The following is a 16,730-nucleotide window of genomic DNA, read 5'->3' as shown; positions in this document are numbered from 1 at the left end:
TTATTGGAACAGGAGTGGAAACCTCCGGAAGACAAGTCTCAATAAATGCTATTTTTAAAACTTTATTTTCATGCTTCTTTTGGCATGAATAATCTTTTCTCCTTTATCATTTCTGTGGTCCTGGGTGGCAGCATTTCTTCCCAACCAGACTTTCCGTCTGTTATCATTTGATAAACTTCACGGGAGAAAATATCGAGAATTTCAGGATTGTAATTGGTAATATCTACTACCCTGCCATTGTCTTTAAAGAACTTGTATAATTCTTTCATTCGGGGATGCACCTTAAGGTTCTCACTGGTGATGATCTCTCCTGTTTCCGGATCTTTCATAGGATGCAGGTAGATCTTTAGATCCCGGAAGAATAGTTTACCAAAGGCCTCTAATATTCCTCCGCTGAGGTGCCGGTAGTACTTCTCATCAAAAAGGGCCAGAAATGTGTTTATTCCCATTGTAAGTCCCATTCTTTCGGCCGTAAACTGGGAAAAATATTCCACTACCTTATAATACTCCTGAAAATTGGAGATCATAACCCTTTGCCCTAAAGAACCCAGAAGATCTGCCCGGTCCAGGAAATCCTTCTCGTCGATATCGCCTTCAGACCGCAGATTCGAAAGCGTGATCTCAAAGATCACTTTAGTCTTTTCGGCATTTACCTTTTTCTCATTTAGAAAAAGTTCCAGGGATTGTTCGTACATGTTCATATTGACCTTCGTCACCGGCCTGTAGCTTCCCCGAAGGGTAAGAATGTTCTTTTTGTACAGTTCATTTGCCGGAAGAACATTATTTCCCGAAGGCTCAAACATTACTGCCTGGGTCATTCCGTTTTTCACGAGCTGCAAACTCATCAACCGGTTATCGACATCTTTAAAAACAGGTCCTGTAAAATTGATCATATCTATTTCGATCTGGTCACTGTTAAGATGATCATACAGGTGCTGTAGAAGGATTTTTGGATCGTCGTATTCGTAAAAAGCTCCGTAGATCAAATTAGTACCCATGGTACCCAGGCTTATTTGCTGAAGGGCCGCGTTGTTCTCGTGGAACTGAACGTGGATAATGATCTCGCTGAATTCCTCCCGCGGCTGAGTCTGGAAGCGGATTCCCAGCCAGCCATGTCCTTTGTACTTTTTAGCATAATCTATGGTTGCAACAGTATTGGCGTAGCTGAAAAAAAGTTTATCGGGATGTTTTTCCCTGGAGATCCTTTGCTCAATAAGATCTGTTTCATAGCGGAGCATGCTCTTTAATCTTGCCTCTGTAACATAACGGGCATCTTTTTCGATCCCGTATATAGCATCACTAAAGTCTTTATCATAGGCACTCATTGTCTTTGCAATGGTTCCTGAAGCTCCACCGGCCCGGAAGAAATTACGAACCGTTTCCTGGCCCGCACCAATTTCGGCAAAAGTTCCATATATTTGCTCGTTAAGATTTATTCTTAAGGCTTTACTTTTTATCGATGGAACCGGATCAAATTCCTTATCCTCTCTCTCTCTAAATTTCATGGCTAAATTTTCAAATTCAGTTTTCGCACCTGAATTTAAGTATATTTTTCTGGCTAGGGCAACTTTTACCTAAGTTCCTTACCAAAATCTTATTCTTTCTAAGATGTTTAATCAAGGAATTTCTTAGCCAACTTAAGAGTTAAATTACAATAACTTTAATCGGGAGTTATAGCTACCAAAAACTTCCTGCGCATTACAATGTTTACAGGCACACTAATTAAAAAGCTTCACTGAACCTCGTTTTTTATTTCAAAAAAGGAAAATTTCATTTTGATGATCAGCATCATATACCGAAGAAAAGCTAATATTTATTTTTATTTTCATAAATTTTATCCTCAAAAATTACATTATGAAAATACTTGAAAAAATTTCGGAAAGGATGTGGATGTTAATATTCTTTGTTAGTCTTGTACTTGTATATCTTCTTTTTTCGTAAAAAATTTCCTTCAGATTATTTTTTCAAATTTAAGAAGCACATCTTACACAGAGGGTACTCTCTGGCATTATAAGTAACCTGCCTTCAGGAATTGGTTGTTTACACTTCCTGCATTTTCCAAAATCGGGATCATCCAGCCGGCCCAGAATAAGACGTAGTTTTTCCAGGCGTTCTTCGGCCTTTAACAAAGCAGCATTCACTACACTTTTGTTGTTAATGGCATCCATTCTGGAAACCCTTCCAATAGCATTATCAGGTGAAACGGGACCAGACATTGATCTGTAAAGAGTAACCGATTTTTCCTGCTTTTCGATCTGCTCGGTTACTCTTTGTTTAAATTCGGCTTTATTCATGTGAAATGAATTACTTACCTGTCAACCACCACTTTGTACGTTGGATCCTCTAGAATATTTACTTCGATGATCTCGTCGGCATTTTGAAGCAGCTGGCGACAGTCACGACTCAAATGTCTAAGATGCAATTTTTTTCCCTGCTTCATGTAACGCTCCGTGAGTTTATTTAGAGCCTCAATGCCCGACATGTCGACCACCCTGCTTTCAGAAAAGTCGATCACTACTTCATCGGGGTCCCCAAGCACATCGAATTTTTCATTAAATGCCGCAACACTTCCGAAGAAAAGAGGTCCGTAGATCTCGTAGTGCTTCACTCCTTTGTCATCAATATGCTTACGTGCTCTAATTCTTTTTGCATTATCCCAGGCAAAAACAAGAGCAGAAATGATCACCCCAACAAGAACTGCAAGTGCAAGGTTGTGAAGGATAACGGTAACGAAGGTCACCAGTACCATTACCAGAACATCACTTTTAGGCATTCTGCGGAAGGTTCTTAAACTCGCCCACTCAAAAGTACCCACAGCAACCATGATCATCAGCCCGGTAAGCGCAGCCATAGGTAAAAGTTCAATGATATCTGCAGCAAACATGACAAAGATAAGCAGCATAACGGCAGCTACAATTCCCGAAAGCCTGGCCCGTGCACCTGAAGAAACGTTGATCAAACTTTGACCAAGCATCGCACAACCTCCCATTCCGGAGAAAAGTCCCGACAATATATTACCAGAACCCTGTGCAACACACTCTTTATTTCCCCGCCCCCTTGTCTCTGTGATCTCATCCAGAATATTTAAAGTAAGTAAACTCTCAATAAGCCCTACTCCTGCCATGATCGCAGCATACGGAAAAATTAAAGCAATTGTCTCCCAGGTAAAGGGAACCATGGGAATATGAAAAGGTGGAAACCCTCCCTGTATTGAAGCAATATCGCCTACTGTTTTAGTATCTATTCCTAAAAAAGCAACAATACCAAACACCACCAGAATGGCAGCAAGGGAAGATGGAAATACCTTGGTAAGCTTTGGTAATCCCCAAATGATCAACATGGTGAGTAATACCAGTCCGAGTAAAATATAGAGATTTTGTCCTGTCATCCAAACCAGTTCCCCGGCTTCATTAACTGTTTTAAACTGGTCCAGCTGAGACATAAAAATGATGATCGCAAGACCATTCACGAACCCAAAGATCACAGAATGAGGTACAAGTCTTATAAGTTTTCCCAGCCTTAAAACCCCGGCCAATATTTGTATAAGTCCCGCAAGAATAACTGTTGCAAAAACATATTCGGGACCATGAGAAACTGCCAGGGCAACAATTACAACAGCGACGGCTCCGGTTGCTCCCGAGATCATTCCTGGACGCCCACCCAGAATAGAGGTCACAAGACACATAACAAAGGCGGCATATATTCCGGTCAGGGGTGAAAGTCCGGCGATCATAGCAAAAGCCACAGCTTCGGGAATTAAAGCCAGGGCTACGGTGAGTCCGGCAAGGATTTCAATTTTATAATCAACTTTTTGTGAAAAGTCAAAGAGATTAAAGATCTTTTTCATCTAAATGGTATTGAAAAATATTAATAATAGAGAGTGCTCCCAATAGAAAAAGGGAGGAAAGCGAGAAGGAATTTTATCTCAGGGCGGAGTAACCGGCGAAACGGATATTTTGTTTATGCTTGTCATAAGAGCCGGCAAAAGTAGACTTTTTTAGGTACTGACAAAAAAGAAAAAGAGAAAGATTAGCCCGTTTTGTTGCTAATCTTTCTCTCAAAGGTTTTCGTTAGAAATTAGCCACTCTGGGATTGTTCTTAACTCTTAAATATTTTTTGAATAAGGTATAATTGTTCTTTTAGCAGAAAGACCGGACTACTACTCATATTTTTTACTTCCGAATACTAATCCGAAGTATTGGAATTTTGATTTTGGTGCTTGAATATTGCTCCTTTATAATTCTAAAACTTACCTTCTAATTTCCTGATCACTCTGATATTATTATTCATTATTGTCCGGAAAAAGAATCTAGACCGCTCCGCTCCCAGTTACCTAAAGTCATACTGCACGGTAGTCCCGCTGTTCAGCGGGGGAGGTACTGTGAACTGCCTACTCCTTCCTGATCACTGATCACCGACCACTGCACACCGACCACTGAATTCTAAGCCACTCTCACGTCAGCCGGATTGAAGGTGTACAGAAGCTTGTAATATTCATCCACAGATTTTTTCCAGGTAAACCTCATCCTACGGGCATTTGAACTGATCTGCTTCCAAACAGGTTTGTCATTTTCAAAGAAGTAAAGGGCTTCTTTGAAGCTTTCTACCATATTGTAAACCTTTTCGTCATAAGTCTTACCATCAAAAGCAAAACCAGTATGTACATGCTGTACCGTATCTTTTAGTCCGCCGGTATGGTGTACAAGACAGGGTTGTCCATTACGCATGGCCAGCATCTGACTAATACCACAAGGCTCGAAAAGACTGGGCATAAAATACAGGTCAGAATCGCGGTAAATAGAATTCACCACCTGCTCACACTGTGTATTTATAAAAATAAAGTTCTTCCTTTGGTAGCTTATTTCTCTGAGTAAGATTTCATAATCTGCTGCTCCTGTACCCAAAAGCACATAAATTCCGTTCACTTCTTCCAGCCTGTCCAGGATTTCCAGTAAGGCTTCGGGAGAACGTTTAAAGAAATAGAATTTCTGCTCGGTAAGTCGGGCTACACTGGCACAAATGAAGTTTGGTTTTTTCTTTAGGAAAGGCACAACTTTCTCTCCTGTATGAGCTAAAAAAGCAGATTTTTCCCAGTCCTGTTCCCTTTGAAGCTGTTTGAAAATAGCTGTGGCAATATTTGGAAATAAACGTCCTTTTTTCACCAGGGTTTCAGGCCGATAATCAGATCCATTGAGAATTCCGTGGAAGCGCCCTTCCTTATCTGCCTGGCGAAGATCATTTTCAAGCCCTTCTCCTCCAATAAATTCGGGCGCATCACTGGGTAGCAATACGTCTTGTTTATAAGAAGGAGAAACAGTATGAACAGCATCGGCAAACCTGATACCAATAGCCATAAGGTTAAAACAGTCCGGGTAACGTGGATCTTTTAAAGCCTCACGATCGAATTCCAGATTTGGAAACCAGGTGTGCAATGAGGAATAATTGTCGTCAAACGGACGTATTCCCTGCAAAGCTAAATTATGAATACAATAAACAAATCTGTTCTTTTTAAGACAAGTGTACTGCGGATGATAATTCTTAAGGAACAACAGCATACTGGAGTGCCAGTCATGCAGGTGGATTATATCAAGTTTCCCAAAATGTTTTTGTTTAATGGCTTCGGCAACAGCTGTACAGAAAATTGTGTATTTGATAACATCACTGAAAAAGGGTTCAAAAGGATCGTGGTGATAGATCCCACCCAGATTACCCATTTCAATTTCGGGATGATGGATCACATAGTGAGTAATATTTTCATCCTTCTCTTTTGCGGGTACTTCATAAAGATGAGCAGTATAGGATATTCCGCGCAATTCAAGATTAAGTGTAGCTTTTAAGGTACCATTTTCGTGCAGCCTGGAATATGATGGCACTACAACATGAACCCGATCTCCGCGTTCAGATATCTGTTTTGGCACATCCCGTATAACATCACCAACCCCTCCAACTTTGCAATTGGCAATAGCATCATTTTCTGAAGCAACGAAAAGGAAATTATTCATAGATAAATTAATTAAAATTTACAACTTAAGCAATGAGCGAAAATAACTTTTATAAGCATAACTAACAGCATATCAAAAGGTTAAATTGGTATTAAAAAAGTATGCCTTCAAACGTTTTAGTGATCCTTATTTTCCAGAAAAGACTAATTGAGATTCCCAAATTCTCTTAATTTCTAATTAAACCGAAAAAAGCAATTAAAGGCTCCATAATCTTTTTAAATCTCCTGTTGCACCTTCCAAGGGATCGTTTATAGGAATGGGAACGGCTGCAATATTCTTATCTGCTTCCGGTCTCTCATCTTTTTTTCCCGTGTTCATATCGTGTGATCTTCCCTGAGGATAAGCGCCAACAACTGCAAAGTCTTCGCTTTCAAGATTCTTATGGGCCACTCCGGCAGGTATTACAATAACATCACCTGCAGAGACCCTTATTTTTTGCCCTTTTTCACCACCCAGCTGCAACAAAGCAGAGCCGTTATATACTCCAAGCACTTCATGTGTATTGCTGTGATAGTGATGATAATCAAATACTCCGTTTCTCCAGGAGTTCTTCCAGTCGTTTTCAGCAAACTTCTTCTCCAGCCATGCTGCACCTGCCTCTCCTCTTTCCGAAAAACATTCTTTATATCTCAATACAGGAAACTTGCTGTTCGGGATCCTTCTGTCATCCGCAAAATAAAATGTCTGCACCTCCATTATAGCATATTTAGGCTTTCCAATTAAGTTAGAAAATCTTCGTGTAAAGCGATAAGGTTTTCGGAAATTATTATGAAATTATTTTTCAACCTATAACGTTTGAGCCCAGTAAATACACGTAAATACAGGTGCAGACCCGCTTGAGATCACCTATAATTCCGTAAATTTAAGCTGAAGAATTTTTCCCGGCACAAATAACAGTAAAATGAAAGAAGTAATTACCAGTAAAGCATATTCTAAAATTGAGCAGGACATGCAGTTTCTTACCTCCTGTTTTCAGCAAGTGCTAAAAGATCTGGGCGAGCATGAACTCGCAGGTCTCCTTACCAGACATGAAGATTTAAAAGACTCCTTATCCATTAATCCTGAACTGGAAGAGAAGCAAATTCAGGTTCTGAGTATTTACCTGCAGCTTATGAATCTGGTTGAGGAGAATGCCGCAGTACAATACCGAAGAAGATTGACTGATAGTAAGGGGATGCAAGCCATAAGAGGTTCCTGGAGCGAAACTTTTCACCGATGGAAAGAACAGGGATTAAATGAGCATCAAATGCAGGAGATCATCTCCAAAGTTAAACTCATTCCTGTACTCACTGCTCACCCTACCGAGACCAAAAGAATTTCAATCCTGGAATTGCACAGAGAAATCTATCTTAACCTTATAAAGCTGGAGAATACTTCCTATTCTTTTACTGAAAGAAATGTGATAGCCGAAGATATCAAAACCCTTCTGGAAAGGTGGTGGCGAACCGGGGAAGTCTATCTCAAAAAGCCCACCGTGGAAATGGAGCGAAGAAATGTGATCCATTACTTAAGCAAGGTTTTTCCGCAGGCATTAAAAAAGATCGACAGTCAGTTCAAACAGAGCTGGATCCATATGGGTTTTAATCCGAAAAACCTGCAATTCCCCGGATTAGAATTTGGCACCTGGGTTGGTGGAGACAGGGATGGACATCCATATGTTACCGCTTCGGTTACAAAGTCTACTTTGATGGAACATCGCAAAACTTCACTTGATCTCGTTCTTGACCAACTGAATGAGCTTGCTGCCGACATGAGTTTTTCGGGTATGAGTAATAAAGTCTCTCCGCAACTGCAGGAAGCTATTGAAAAGAAAACTGTGGAGCTGGGGGAGGAAGCTAAGAAAGCTCTTGAACGAAATCCATTTGAGCCCTGGCGACAGTTTGTAAGCCTTATAATTCTGCAACTAGAACATACACGCGGCAATTCTGAGCAGGAACAAATCTATTACGCCGGTCCTGAGGATCTTATGCAGGATCTTAATATTTTAAAAGTTAGTTTGCTGGCTGTAGGTGCGAACCGTATTGTAGAAGATCTTTTATTTCCTGTAGAAAGAATGATTTCGACCTTCGGATTCCATCTGGCCAGGCTGGACATTAGACAAAACAGTGAATTCCATGATAAAGCTTTGGAACAGATCCTGAAAATTGCTTTTCCCGATAAGCCGGCCTTTAGAACCTGGAGTGAGGAAGATCGCGTTAAATTTATTTCTGAAGAATTGAAGAGCGACCGTCCCTTTGCCATCTCAGGCAGATCTTTTGGACCCGAAGCAGATCAGGTACTGGACTGCTATAAAGTGGTTAAAAAGCATACAGAAAAATATGGTCCTCGGGGAGTGGGTTCTTTCATTGTAAGTATGACGCGACAGCTAAGTGATCTTCTGGTAGTCTACCTCTTTTTTAGGGAGGTGGGAATTGACAGGCGCAACTTCCAGGTGGTTCCGTTGTTTGAAACCATTGATGACCTTATTGCTTCCGGAGATATTTTGGAAAGCTTTATTACACATCCGGCTTATTACCGTGAAAAAGGACACCCGCAGGAAGTAATGCTGGGCTATAGTGACAGTAATAAAGATGGGGGCATTATTGCCAGCCGGTGGAATATTTACAGAGCCGAAAAAACGCTCACCGAAATGGCAGACAGACTTGGAACGGAACTAAGATTCTTCCACGGTATTGGTGGTACTATAAGTCGCGGTGGCGGGAAATACCACCGTTTCCTGGAAAGCATGCCCGCGGGAAGTATGAGTGGCGAAATGAAACTTACCGTACAGGGAGAAACAATTGCCCAGCAATTTGCAAACAGGCTCACTGCCACCTATAACCTGGAAATGCTGCTTTCAGGTAGTGCACTGCAAACCGGGTACCGTCTTCATCCAAAAAACAGGAAGGGATATCCTATTGAAACATTAAGACAAGTGGCAGAAAACTCCAGGGAAAAATATGAAGAACTGGTAGGACACCCCTCCTTTCTTAACTTCTATGGGGAAGCCACGCCTATAGATGTGCTTGAACTCAGTAAAATAGGATCCAGGCCGGCAAGACGTACCGGCACAAGGACACTTAACGATCTTAGGGCAATTCCATGGGTCTTTAGCTGGAATCAATCCAGGTTCAACATTACAGGCTGGTTTGGAATCGGGTCTGCTTTGCAAAACTTAAAGTCTCAAGATCCCGAAAAATATGCACAGCTTAAGGCAGTATCCCAGGAGTGGCCTTTCTTAAGGTATGTTTTAATTCAGGTGGAAACAAACCTCATGAATGCAGAACCGGCTGTGATGGACGCTTATGCCTTGCTGGTAAAAGATGAAAAGGTGAGAAGTGAAATAACAGAGATCATTAAAGCCGAACACCAAAAAAGTCTTGAGGAAGTGGGAGCCATGTTTGAAGAAAGCCGCGTAGAAAGAAGGCAGAGCCTGCTCGACAACCTAAACCGCAGAAATGATGCTTTGATCTCCCTTCACCGCCTACAAATTAAGAATTTGGAGGAATGGAGAAGGATTAAAGGCAGTGCCGGGGATGAGAAACTGGTAACCCATCTCCTGCAAATCACTACTGCTCTAGCCAGCGGATTGAAGAATACCGGCTAACAAAACACAATTTTCAAGCACCAAATTCCAATCTTTAATATTTTTTGAATACCCCGAATTTTTTGCGGTGATGGCAAATCGTGTCATATCAGTTTTAATAGAACTTCTCTTGTGAATTATCTTTTTGGTTCGTTCTGCCTGCATCCGACGACCGTAGGGAGAGGGATGCCCAGTAAAAAAAATGAACAATACTGAATTAAGAAAATATATACTGGAACCAGAAGATAGAAGAAAATCGAAAAACTCGCTGTTATTTATATCTCCTTTACTGAAATGATCTTGACGGGACAGGCTTTTGCTGCGGCTTCGCAAGGTTCGTGTATGGAATGATCTGCCGCTTTTAGCGTGTGGAAGCCTTTACGATCTACCGACTTTAAAAGCACGCTTTTTCCGTCCTTTTTGGACATCTGGAATTGCCCCGGCGCCAGTTCGACACAATAGTTGCATCCAATGCACTTGTTCCGCTGCAAGGTCACTACTACCATTAAGCTTCCACCATTTTATAAAGCTTATCGGAAAGTCTCACCCTAAAAGGGACCTTGATGGTACAGCTATCCCCTTTTCCGGCTTTTTCGGTAAGCAGGTCATTCACAAACATCTCCTGCAGCTCAAATTCCTGAGCTCCGGTACTTGGCCCTGTTATAAGAATTCTGTCACCTTTTTTGATGTCGTAAGCCTCAATTTTAAATTCGGCTATACCTGCTTTGGGAAAATAATGCACTCCCTTGCCCACATAAACTTTCTTTTGTGTAGCCTGGGAGCCGGAAGTTTTGCTCCACTCCCCCATCTTCTGCCCCAGGTAATACCCGCTCCAGAAGCCGCGGTTATAGACTGTGCTGAGACGCTCCATCCAATCATTTACTTTTTCTTCGGAATACTTACCGGCGTACCAGGAATCAATAGCTTCCCGATAAGCTTTGGTTACGGTAGCCACATATTCCGGAGCACGCCCCCGACCCTCGATCTTCAATACCTGTACCCCTGCCTGCATCACCTCATCAAGAAAGTTGATGGTACAAAGGTCTTTTGGAGACATCATGTATTCATTGTCGATCTCGATCTCAAAACCGGATTCCTGGTCGATAACGGTGTATTTTTTACGGCAGTTCTGTTTACACGCTCCACGATTGGCCGATGAATTGTGGGAGTGCAGGCTCAGGTAACACTTTCCTGAAACAGCCATACAAAGCGCTCCGTGTCCAAAGATCTCCACCTTTATAAGCTCTCCTGAAGGGCCTTTAATTTGCTCTTTTTGGATCTCCTCTGTGATCTTCTTTACCTGTCTTAAACTCAGCTCCCGCGACAAAACCATGGTTTCGGCAAAGAGGCTGTAAAATTTTACAGTTTCAATATTGGTGATGTTGAGCTGCGTAGAAATGTGTACGTCAATACCCATGCTTCGGGCCGAGGCGATCACCGCCTGGTCACTTGCAATTACAGCAGTGATCCCAGCGTCTTTTGCTGCAGAAAGCAAATGCTTAATCAGCGAAAGATCGTGATCATAAACAATGGTGTTCAAAGTGAGATAACTACGCACCCCTTTCTCCTCACATCTTTTTACAATTTCAGGAAGATCGTCCATTGTAAAATTAATAGAGGCCCGTGCTCTCATGTTCAGCTGTTCCACACCAAAATAAACAGAATCAGCACCATTGTCCAAAGCCGCCTGCAGCGATTCAAAATTCCCTGCGGGAGCCATCAATTCCATTTTTTCTGAATTTTTATTCATGAGCTGTTATCAATAGTTATGCTGCCGCGGCAGAAATTCCCACCCGGCAGAAATGAGCGGCAAAGAAAATGTCATTTTTGGCAAGAAAATATGATCGTGGTCATACAAATTCCTCAATCCTCTTTTTCATCTTCCGGAATAGAAACTAAAATATCATTCTACAGAATCAGGAATCAGCACCTTATTTTTAATCTGCAGTCAAACTCCTACCTTTACAAAAAAGGAAATTTATGGGTGAATTTTATCAGCTTAAAGCAAAGGACATACAGGGAAAAGAAAAACAACTGGAAGAATATAAAGGAAAGGTGGTCCTCGTTGTGAATACTGCATCAGAATGTGGATTTACACCACAATTTGAAGGCCTGGAAAAGCTTTACAAGGAATACAAGGATGAGGGATTGGTAGTGCTCGGGTTCCCCTGCAATCAGTTTGGAAAGCAGGAGCCGGGAGATGAAAAATCAATTGCTGAAGGTTGTATGGTCAACTATGGAGTGACTTTTCCAATGTTCTCCAAAGTGGATGTAAATGGGAAAAACGCTCATCCCCTGTTCAAATATTTAAAAAAAGAACTCGGCGGCCTGTTAGGCAGCAAGATCAAGTGGAATTTCACCAAATTCCTGATCGACCGTGAAGGAAAACCTGTAAAAAGATTTGCACCTATCACAAAGCCGGAAAATATGGAAGAAGATATTAAGAGGTTGCTTTAAAAGAGTGATCAGTGATCAGTGGTCAGTGGTCAGTACCTCCCCCGCTGAACAGCGGGATTACCGGGGAATATGACTGTAGAAGATTTTGTGCGGACAGCAAAAAAAGCCCCAGGGGCGAAATATCGGTAGCCCGGTGTTTTAACGCCGGGATCAGAAAATGCCCCCTCCAAAAAGAGCCCCGGAGGGGCGACATATTTGCGATTGCAGTTACATCATAGAATTAATCATATGATAGATGCAGTGTTAGGAGCGAGAAAATATGGAGAAGGATGAGAGGCTGCTTTAAACCGAAAGCTCAAAGTTTCTTTCGGCGACTTTTATTAGATAATATACGGCACGGATTAATAATCCGCGCCAACATCTGGAAAAAAAGAGGTGTCTAACCCTTCAAGGTTTTGAACCCTCAAAGGGTTGAAAAACAAGAGGTGTCAAAAATGTCATTTTTGACACCTCTTGTTTTTTTTGTACAGAACCGCTGTCAGGGTTAAAAACCGCTGACAGGGTTGGTACTGCTTCAGTCCGCTGACAGAGTTGGGATTTGCTTAAAGTTCCTGTATGTGACCTGAATCATAATTTAGGATAAAGTTATCCGCTTTCTTTGCTCAAAATTTTATACCATGAGTGAGATCGCAGAAAAACCGGCATTACCTAAGGGGCATCCTGTCAATATATATTCCGAAGAAAAAAGTCTGATACAGAGATTGGGAAAGGAACTGCTGGAAACAGATCCTGAAACCGAGAACCAGAAGTTCTACAATATTTTTAATCAGCTGCAGCAGATAGAGAGAAGGTTTGAGCGGAAGGAAAATCAGTTGTTTCCGGTACTCGAGCAAAAAGGCTGGACGGGACCTTCAAAAAACATGTGGTCGTTTCACGACACTATAAGGGAGCAGTTCCGGTTATTGAGAAAGAAGATCGAAGACAGGAAGTTTTCTGAAGTAAATCTGGATGCGCAGTACCTGGTTAGCAGTATTTTCAGGTTGTTATTAACTGAAGACAGCGTGCTCTTTCCAAATTCGCTGGAATTACTTTCAGAAGAAGACTGGAAGAAAGTAAGGAAGGGAGAAGAAGAAATTGGCTGGATGCTGAAAGACGAACCTGCAGCCTACCCGGAAACCAGAGAGGAAGAATACATTCACCCTTCGCAGGACCACAGTAAACGGGAGCTTTCGTTTGATACCACAAATGCATCTCACTATGATGAGGGTTATATGACTGTGGAGCAGGTGAACCTGCTTTTAAGTACTATGCCGCTGGACCTTACCTACGTTGATGAAAATGATAAGGTTATTTTTTACAACCGTGGGGAAGAAAGAGTGTTTCCACGAAGTGCCGGGATCATTGGCAGGGAAGTAAAATTCTGCCATCCGCCAAAAAGTGTCGGGACGGTACTTAAGATCCTGGAAGAATTCAGGAAAGGCACAAAGAATGAAGCTTCTTTCTGGATCAATTTCAAGGGCCGACTCATCTACATCAGGTACTTTGCCGTTCGGGACAAACAGAAAAATTACCGCGGAGTAATTGAGATGTCACAGGATATTACAGAAATTAAGAAAATAGAAGGCGAGCAAAGGCTACTGGACTGGAATTAATTATGTTAATCATAAAGCTCATTACGGTTTTCCGCAATGGCTGTATTACTTTTTGAATTAGTTTTACGAACCTAATTCGAAAATGATGGAATATATTCTAACAGGAATTGCATGCATAGCCGTCTTTTTCCTCGTCATTTTTTTAATCTACAACAGAAGACAGGAAGCCAGAATAAAGAAAAACATCCGTGAAATAAAAAAGATGCAAACAGGAATTGAGGATTCCTTTGATATTTTCGAATAAAGGAACAATCAGTCCTGCTGAATAACTATTATTTTGTGGACTGAATTACCGTGAAACTGTTGTTTTTTCCGTTAGAACATTTTTCTCCTCCAGGAGATAATCTGGAACTTTACCCGGATCTTTTAGATGAGCTCTCACTTATATTAACATCATTCTCAGCTGCTTTTTTCTTATCTTTATACAGCTTAAAATCCTAAATTTTTTAAAAAATGAAAGCTCTCAATTTTGTTTTAATAGTAATATTTCCGGCTGTGTTATTTGCACAAAAGAAGCCGGTGCCGGCTGAAATCCAGATAAAAACAGCGACTCTTGCTGCACCCGAAGAACTAAGGGAAAGTACTAAAGTCTATGGCTATAATGATAAAGGTGAGCTGGTAGTTTTAAGAGAGGGAACTAATTATCTCGTATGTATTGCCGATGATCCTTCCAAAAAGGGAATAAGTGTTTCCTGCTATTCAGAAAAACTGGAGCCATTCATGGCACGAGGTCGCCAACTGACCGAAGAGGGAAAACCTGAAATGGAAAGAAGAGACATTAGAAGGCAGGAAGCCGAAGACGGTAGTCTCCAATTGCCTGATGCTCCCGCAATGACCTATATACTTTCGGGCAGTGAAGAAAACTATAATCCGCAAACCGGCGAGTTAAAAGATGGCCACTTCAGGTATGTGATCTACATCCCGTACGCTACTGCAGAATCTACCGGATTACCAGAAAAACCTTTTACTCCGGGAATGCCCTGGATCATGGACCCCGGCACCCACCGTGCCCATATCATGATCACGCCCCCTAAAAATTAGCTGAAGGTTTAAGGTTTTGGTTTGGCCTCTTTTAATTTAAAGTACAAATTCGACGCAATCTGAAAAGTAAGGATGGCTCCTGTTTTAATTTTAGCCCTAAGGCACCGGGAACAGGGAACTTTAAACTTTGGACGCCGACAGGTCCTTTGAACATTGAACGTTATTCCTATTCCTGAATTTCTACCTTGAGGATTTCATTCTCAATCTGAGAGACCTTGGTTAATTCCCCTTTTTGGAACATATCATCAAGATTTTCCAGGGGAATGGATAATTCGTCGGTCTTATAATTTTCATAATCTACAAAGCGGATACCCTTCACTGTACGGGGATTAACCGCTTTTCTAAATCTTATTCCGCCATCATTCACAAAAAAGCGGTAAGCTAGGTAATCTACAGTGTACTCATCTTTTTCTATCCAGTACATATAAATATCCTCATGGTCCACTCCCCCGCCTTCCTGTTTAAAAGTGACCTTAATTTCATGATATATTTTATCATTAATGGTGTCCTGACCAACAAGTTCTTTGATCACCGCATCATCATTTAGCCCGAAAGGCAACTGGACAAAATAATGTACTGCATTTACGCTTTCAGAATAAACTCCGGCAAGCGAATCTGAAATAGGCACCTGCTCGTTGGCGTGAAAGCGCGTGAATCCGGCATTATTCAGCACATCATAATAGGTTGTATTCGTGGAATCTGTAATGGTACGGGTAAACTCATATTGCCCGTTATTCCGCTTACTTGTATATAGCGTTTTCCTGAATTCAAATTCAATATTCGCCTTTTTGTACTTTTCCCCTCCGGCTCTTTCAATGGCTTCAGAGATTATTTTGTCGGCTTCAGAAGAGGAACCTTCTTCGTTACAGGATATTAGAGCGATACAAAATAACAGGAAAAAATATTTCTTCATGACAGGGGATTTAGAGAATGCAAAAGTACTTATTCCTTTACTGAAACAGAAATTCTACCGACAGCCTTTAAGAATCTCCCAAAAATAATGCTGTTTCGCTAAAGCTTGTTATTTTTGTGAGTATGAAGAACGACATTAACATTAAGAACCGGAAGGCAAAATTTGAATATGAGATCCTCGATAAATACATTGCGGGGATCAAATTGGCCGGTACTGAGATCAAGGCCATCAGGGAAGGAAAAGCTTCTATAGCCGAAAGTTTTTGTGAGTTCTCTAATAACGAACTTTTTGTGATCAACATGACGGTGCAGGAGTATTCTCATGCTACCTACTTTAATCATGATCCCAAACATGCCCGTAAACTGCTTCTCAACCGGAAAGAATTAAAAAAACTGGAAAAAGAGGTGAAGAATTCAGGTCTCACCATTGTTCCGCTACGCCTGTTCATCAATGACCGCGGACTCGCCAAGTTACAGATCGCACTTGCAAAAGGTAAGAAGCTGTACGACAAAAGAGAAGTGATCAAAGAACGGGAAAGCAAACGAAAATTAGACAGGATTCAGAAGGAGTATAAGTAGGGCAGGTTTCAGGTTCAAGGTTCAAGGTTCAAGGTTCAAAGTTTATGGTTCAAGGTTCAAGGTTTGTAATCATTGTTGTCCGATGAAAACAGAAGGAATCTTTGAAAAAGCCCGCTAATGCTGATCAGAGATCTCATCTATTAGTCTGAGGGGGTGGTTTTTAGTTCTTTGAATTTCAAATATTCTACCAATGAAAACATATTTTCACAACATTAAATTTCAGTATCTTATGAAAAAGTCTTCGTTCTAGATTCTAGAAGCGGAGCGGTCTAGATTCTTTTTCCGGACAACAATGGTTTGTAATGCTTGTAAGCTTCCCCTAATTAGAACTGCTTGATGATATAAAATTATTGTTTTTGGTTTTATCTGTAGTCGCTAATAGAGAATTATATTCTGCATATTCTATTGGAGCCATTTTTCCTAATGCATCGTGAGGTCTTTGATTATTGTAATCATCGATCCATACCTGTGTTTGTTCTCGTACCTGATCCAGATCTTCAAAAATGTATTTATTTAAAACTCCTCTTCTATAACTTCCATTGAATCGTTCAATGAAAGCATTCTGTGTAGGTTTTCCTGGCT

General features: G+C 41.2%; 14 protein-coding genes. 5 read left to right on the top strand and 9 right to left on the bottom strand.

Annotated features, from left to right (window positions below):
- Positions 1–68: 68 nt before the first annotated feature.
- The 5 genes from G564_RS0106195 to G564_RS0106175 form a co-directional block, all read right to left on the bottom strand.
- Positions 69–1,505 carry a hypothetical protein gene (locus tag G564_RS0106195; protein WP_029036899.1) on the bottom strand — a complete coding sequence of 479 codons (1,437 nt, stop codon included), beginning with the start codon at positions 1,503–1,505 and terminating at the stop codon, positions 69–71.
- A gap of 465 nt (positions 1,506–1,970) precedes the next feature.
- Positions 1,971–2,294: a TraR/DksA family transcriptional regulator gene (locus G564_RS0106190; RefSeq protein ID WP_029036898.1), complete on the bottom strand. Its 324-nt coding sequence runs from the start codon at positions 2,292–2,294 to the stop codon at positions 1,971–1,973.
- A gap of 14 nt (positions 2,295–2,308) precedes the next feature.
- On the bottom strand, positions 2,309–3,847 hold the full coding sequence (locus tag G564_RS0106185; RefSeq protein WP_029036897.1) for a SulP family inorganic anion transporter: 1,539 nt from the start codon (positions 3,845–3,847) through the stop codon (positions 2,309–2,311).
- Between the two features lie 595 nt (positions 3,848–4,442).
- A complete protein-coding gene (locus G564_RS0106180; protein ID WP_029036896.1) occupies positions 4,443–6,002 on the bottom strand; it encodes a glycogen synthase in 1,560 nt (519 codons plus the stop codon).
- 195 nt (positions 6,003–6,197) lie between these two features.
- Positions 6,198–6,698: a cupin domain-containing protein gene (locus G564_RS0106175; protein WP_029036895.1), complete on the bottom strand. Its 501-nt coding sequence runs from the start codon at positions 6,696–6,698 to the stop codon at positions 6,198–6,200.
- 205 nt (positions 6,699–6,903) lie between these two features.
- On the opposite strand from G564_RS0106175, the gene G564_RS0106170 reads away from it, so the two are divergent.
- On the top strand, positions 6,904–9,588 hold the full coding sequence (locus G564_RS0106170) for a phosphoenolpyruvate carboxylase (RefSeq protein WP_029036894.1): 2,685 nt from the start codon (positions 6,904–6,906) through the stop codon (positions 9,586–9,588).
- A gap of 254 nt (positions 9,589–9,842) precedes the next feature.
- On the opposite strand, the gene G564_RS0106165 is transcribed toward G564_RS0106170, so the two are convergent.
- Positions 9,843–10,073: a ferredoxin gene (locus G564_RS0106165; RefSeq protein ID WP_029036893.1), complete on the bottom strand. Its 231-nt coding sequence runs from the start codon at positions 10,071–10,073 to the stop codon at positions 9,843–9,845.
- The gene (locus tag G564_RS0106160) at positions 10,073–11,317 is read right to left on the bottom strand and encodes a peptidase U32 family protein (RefSeq protein ID WP_029036892.1); all 1,245 of its coding nucleotides are present in this window, start codon (positions 11,315–11,317) and stop codon (positions 10,073–10,075) included. The genes G564_RS0106165 and G564_RS0106160 overlap by 1 nt, the downstream gene beginning before the upstream one ends.
- Before the next feature lie 230 nt (positions 11,318–11,547).
- Between G564_RS0106160 and G564_RS0106155 the strand changes: the two genes are divergently transcribed.
- The 3 genes from G564_RS0106155 (at position 11,548) to G564_RS0106140 (ending at position 14,657) form a co-directional block, all read left to right on the top strand.
- Positions 11,548–12,024 (top strand): glutathione peroxidase, encoded by a 477-nt coding sequence (locus G564_RS0106155; protein ID WP_029036891.1) that lies wholly within the window; start codon positions 11,548–11,550, stop codon positions 12,022–12,024.
- Positions 12,025–12,641: 617 nt separating this feature from the next.
- On the top strand, positions 12,642–13,616 hold the full coding sequence (locus G564_RS0106150; protein WP_029036890.1) for a DUF438 domain-containing protein: 975 nt from the start codon (positions 12,642–12,644) through the stop codon (positions 13,614–13,616).
- 453 nt (positions 13,617–14,069) lie between these two features.
- Entirely contained in the window at positions 14,070–14,657 is a 588-nt protein-coding gene (locus G564_RS0106140; RefSeq protein ID WP_029036889.1) for a hypothetical protein, read from the top strand.
- Between the two features lie 166 nt (positions 14,658–14,823).
- Here G564_RS0106140 and G564_RS0106135 read toward each other — a convergent pair whose 3' ends face one another.
- Entirely contained in the window at positions 14,824–15,570 is a 747-nt protein-coding gene (locus G564_RS0106135; RefSeq protein ID WP_029036888.1) for a DUF6503 family protein, read from the bottom strand.
- 122 nt (positions 15,571–15,692) lie between these two features.
- Here G564_RS0106135 and smpB point away from each other — a divergent pair, with 122 nt between their 5' ends.
- Entirely contained in the window at positions 15,693–16,148 is a 456-nt protein-coding gene (gene smpB / locus G564_RS0106130) for an SsrA-binding protein SmpB (RefSeq protein WP_029036887.1), read from the top strand.
- 319 nt (positions 16,149–16,467) lie between these two features.
- On the opposite strand, the gene G564_RS18685 is transcribed toward smpB, so the two are convergent.
- Positions 16,468–16,730, bottom strand: a 263-nt coding sequence (locus G564_RS18685; protein ID WP_037373591.1) for an integrase core domain-containing protein, incomplete at its 5' end; no start/stop codon positions are given.

The organism is Salinimicrobium xinjiangense DSM 19287, assembly GCF_000423585.1.
Taxonomy (GTDB): Bacteria; Bacteroidota; Bacteroidia; order Flavobacteriales; family Flavobacteriaceae; genus Salinimicrobium; species Salinimicrobium xinjiangense.
The sequence above is the reverse complement of the archived record's forward strand: the minus strand, read 5'-3'. Positions and strand labels throughout refer to the sequence as shown.

Coding starts and splice junctions, on each gene's coding strand:
- G564_RS0106185 (WP_029036897.1), bottom strand. CDS start 3,847: ATGAAAAAGATCTTTAATCTCTTTGACTTTTCACAAAAAGTTGATTAT.
- G564_RS0106165 (WP_029036893.1), bottom strand. CDS start 10,073: ATGGTAGTAGTGACCTTGCAGCGGAACAAGTGCATTGGATGCAACTAT.
- G564_RS0106170 (WP_029036894.1), top strand. CDS start 6,904: ATGAAAGAAGTAATTACCAGTAAAGCATATTCTAAAATTGAGCAGGAC.
- G564_RS0106150 (WP_029036890.1), top strand. CDS start 12,642: ATGAGTGAGATCGCAGAAAAACCGGCATTACCTAAGGGGCATCCTGTC.
- G564_RS0106190 (WP_029036898.1), bottom strand. CDS start 2,294: ATGAATAAAGCCGAATTTAAACAAAGAGTAACCGAGCAGATCGAAAAG.
- G564_RS0106195 (WP_029036899.1), bottom strand. CDS start 1,505: ATGAAATTTAGAGAGAGAGAGGATAAGGAATTTGATCCGGTTCCATCG.
- G564_RS0106140 (WP_029036889.1), top strand. CDS start 14,070: ATGAAAGCTCTCAATTTTGTTTTAATAGTAATATTTCCGGCTGTGTTA.
- G564_RS0106135 (WP_029036888.1), bottom strand. CDS start 15,570: ATGAAGAAATATTTTTTCCTGTTATTTTGTATCGCTCTAATATCCTGT.
- G564_RS0106155 (WP_029036891.1), top strand. CDS start 11,548: ATGGGTGAATTTTATCAGCTTAAAGCAAAGGACATACAGGGAAAAGAA.
- G564_RS0106160 (WP_029036892.1), bottom strand. CDS start 11,317: ATGAATAAAAATTCAGAAAAAATGGAATTGATGGCTCCCGCAGGGAAT.
- smpB (WP_029036887.1), top strand. CDS start 15,693: ATGAAGAACGACATTAACATTAAGAACCGGAAGGCAAAATTTGAATAT.
- G564_RS0106180 (WP_029036896.1), bottom strand. CDS start 6,002: ATGAATAATTTCCTTTTCGTTGCTTCAGAAAATGATGCTATTGCCAAT.
- G564_RS0106175 (WP_029036895.1), bottom strand. CDS start 6,698: ATGGAGGTGCAGACATTTTATTTTGCGGATGACAGAAGGATCCCGAAC.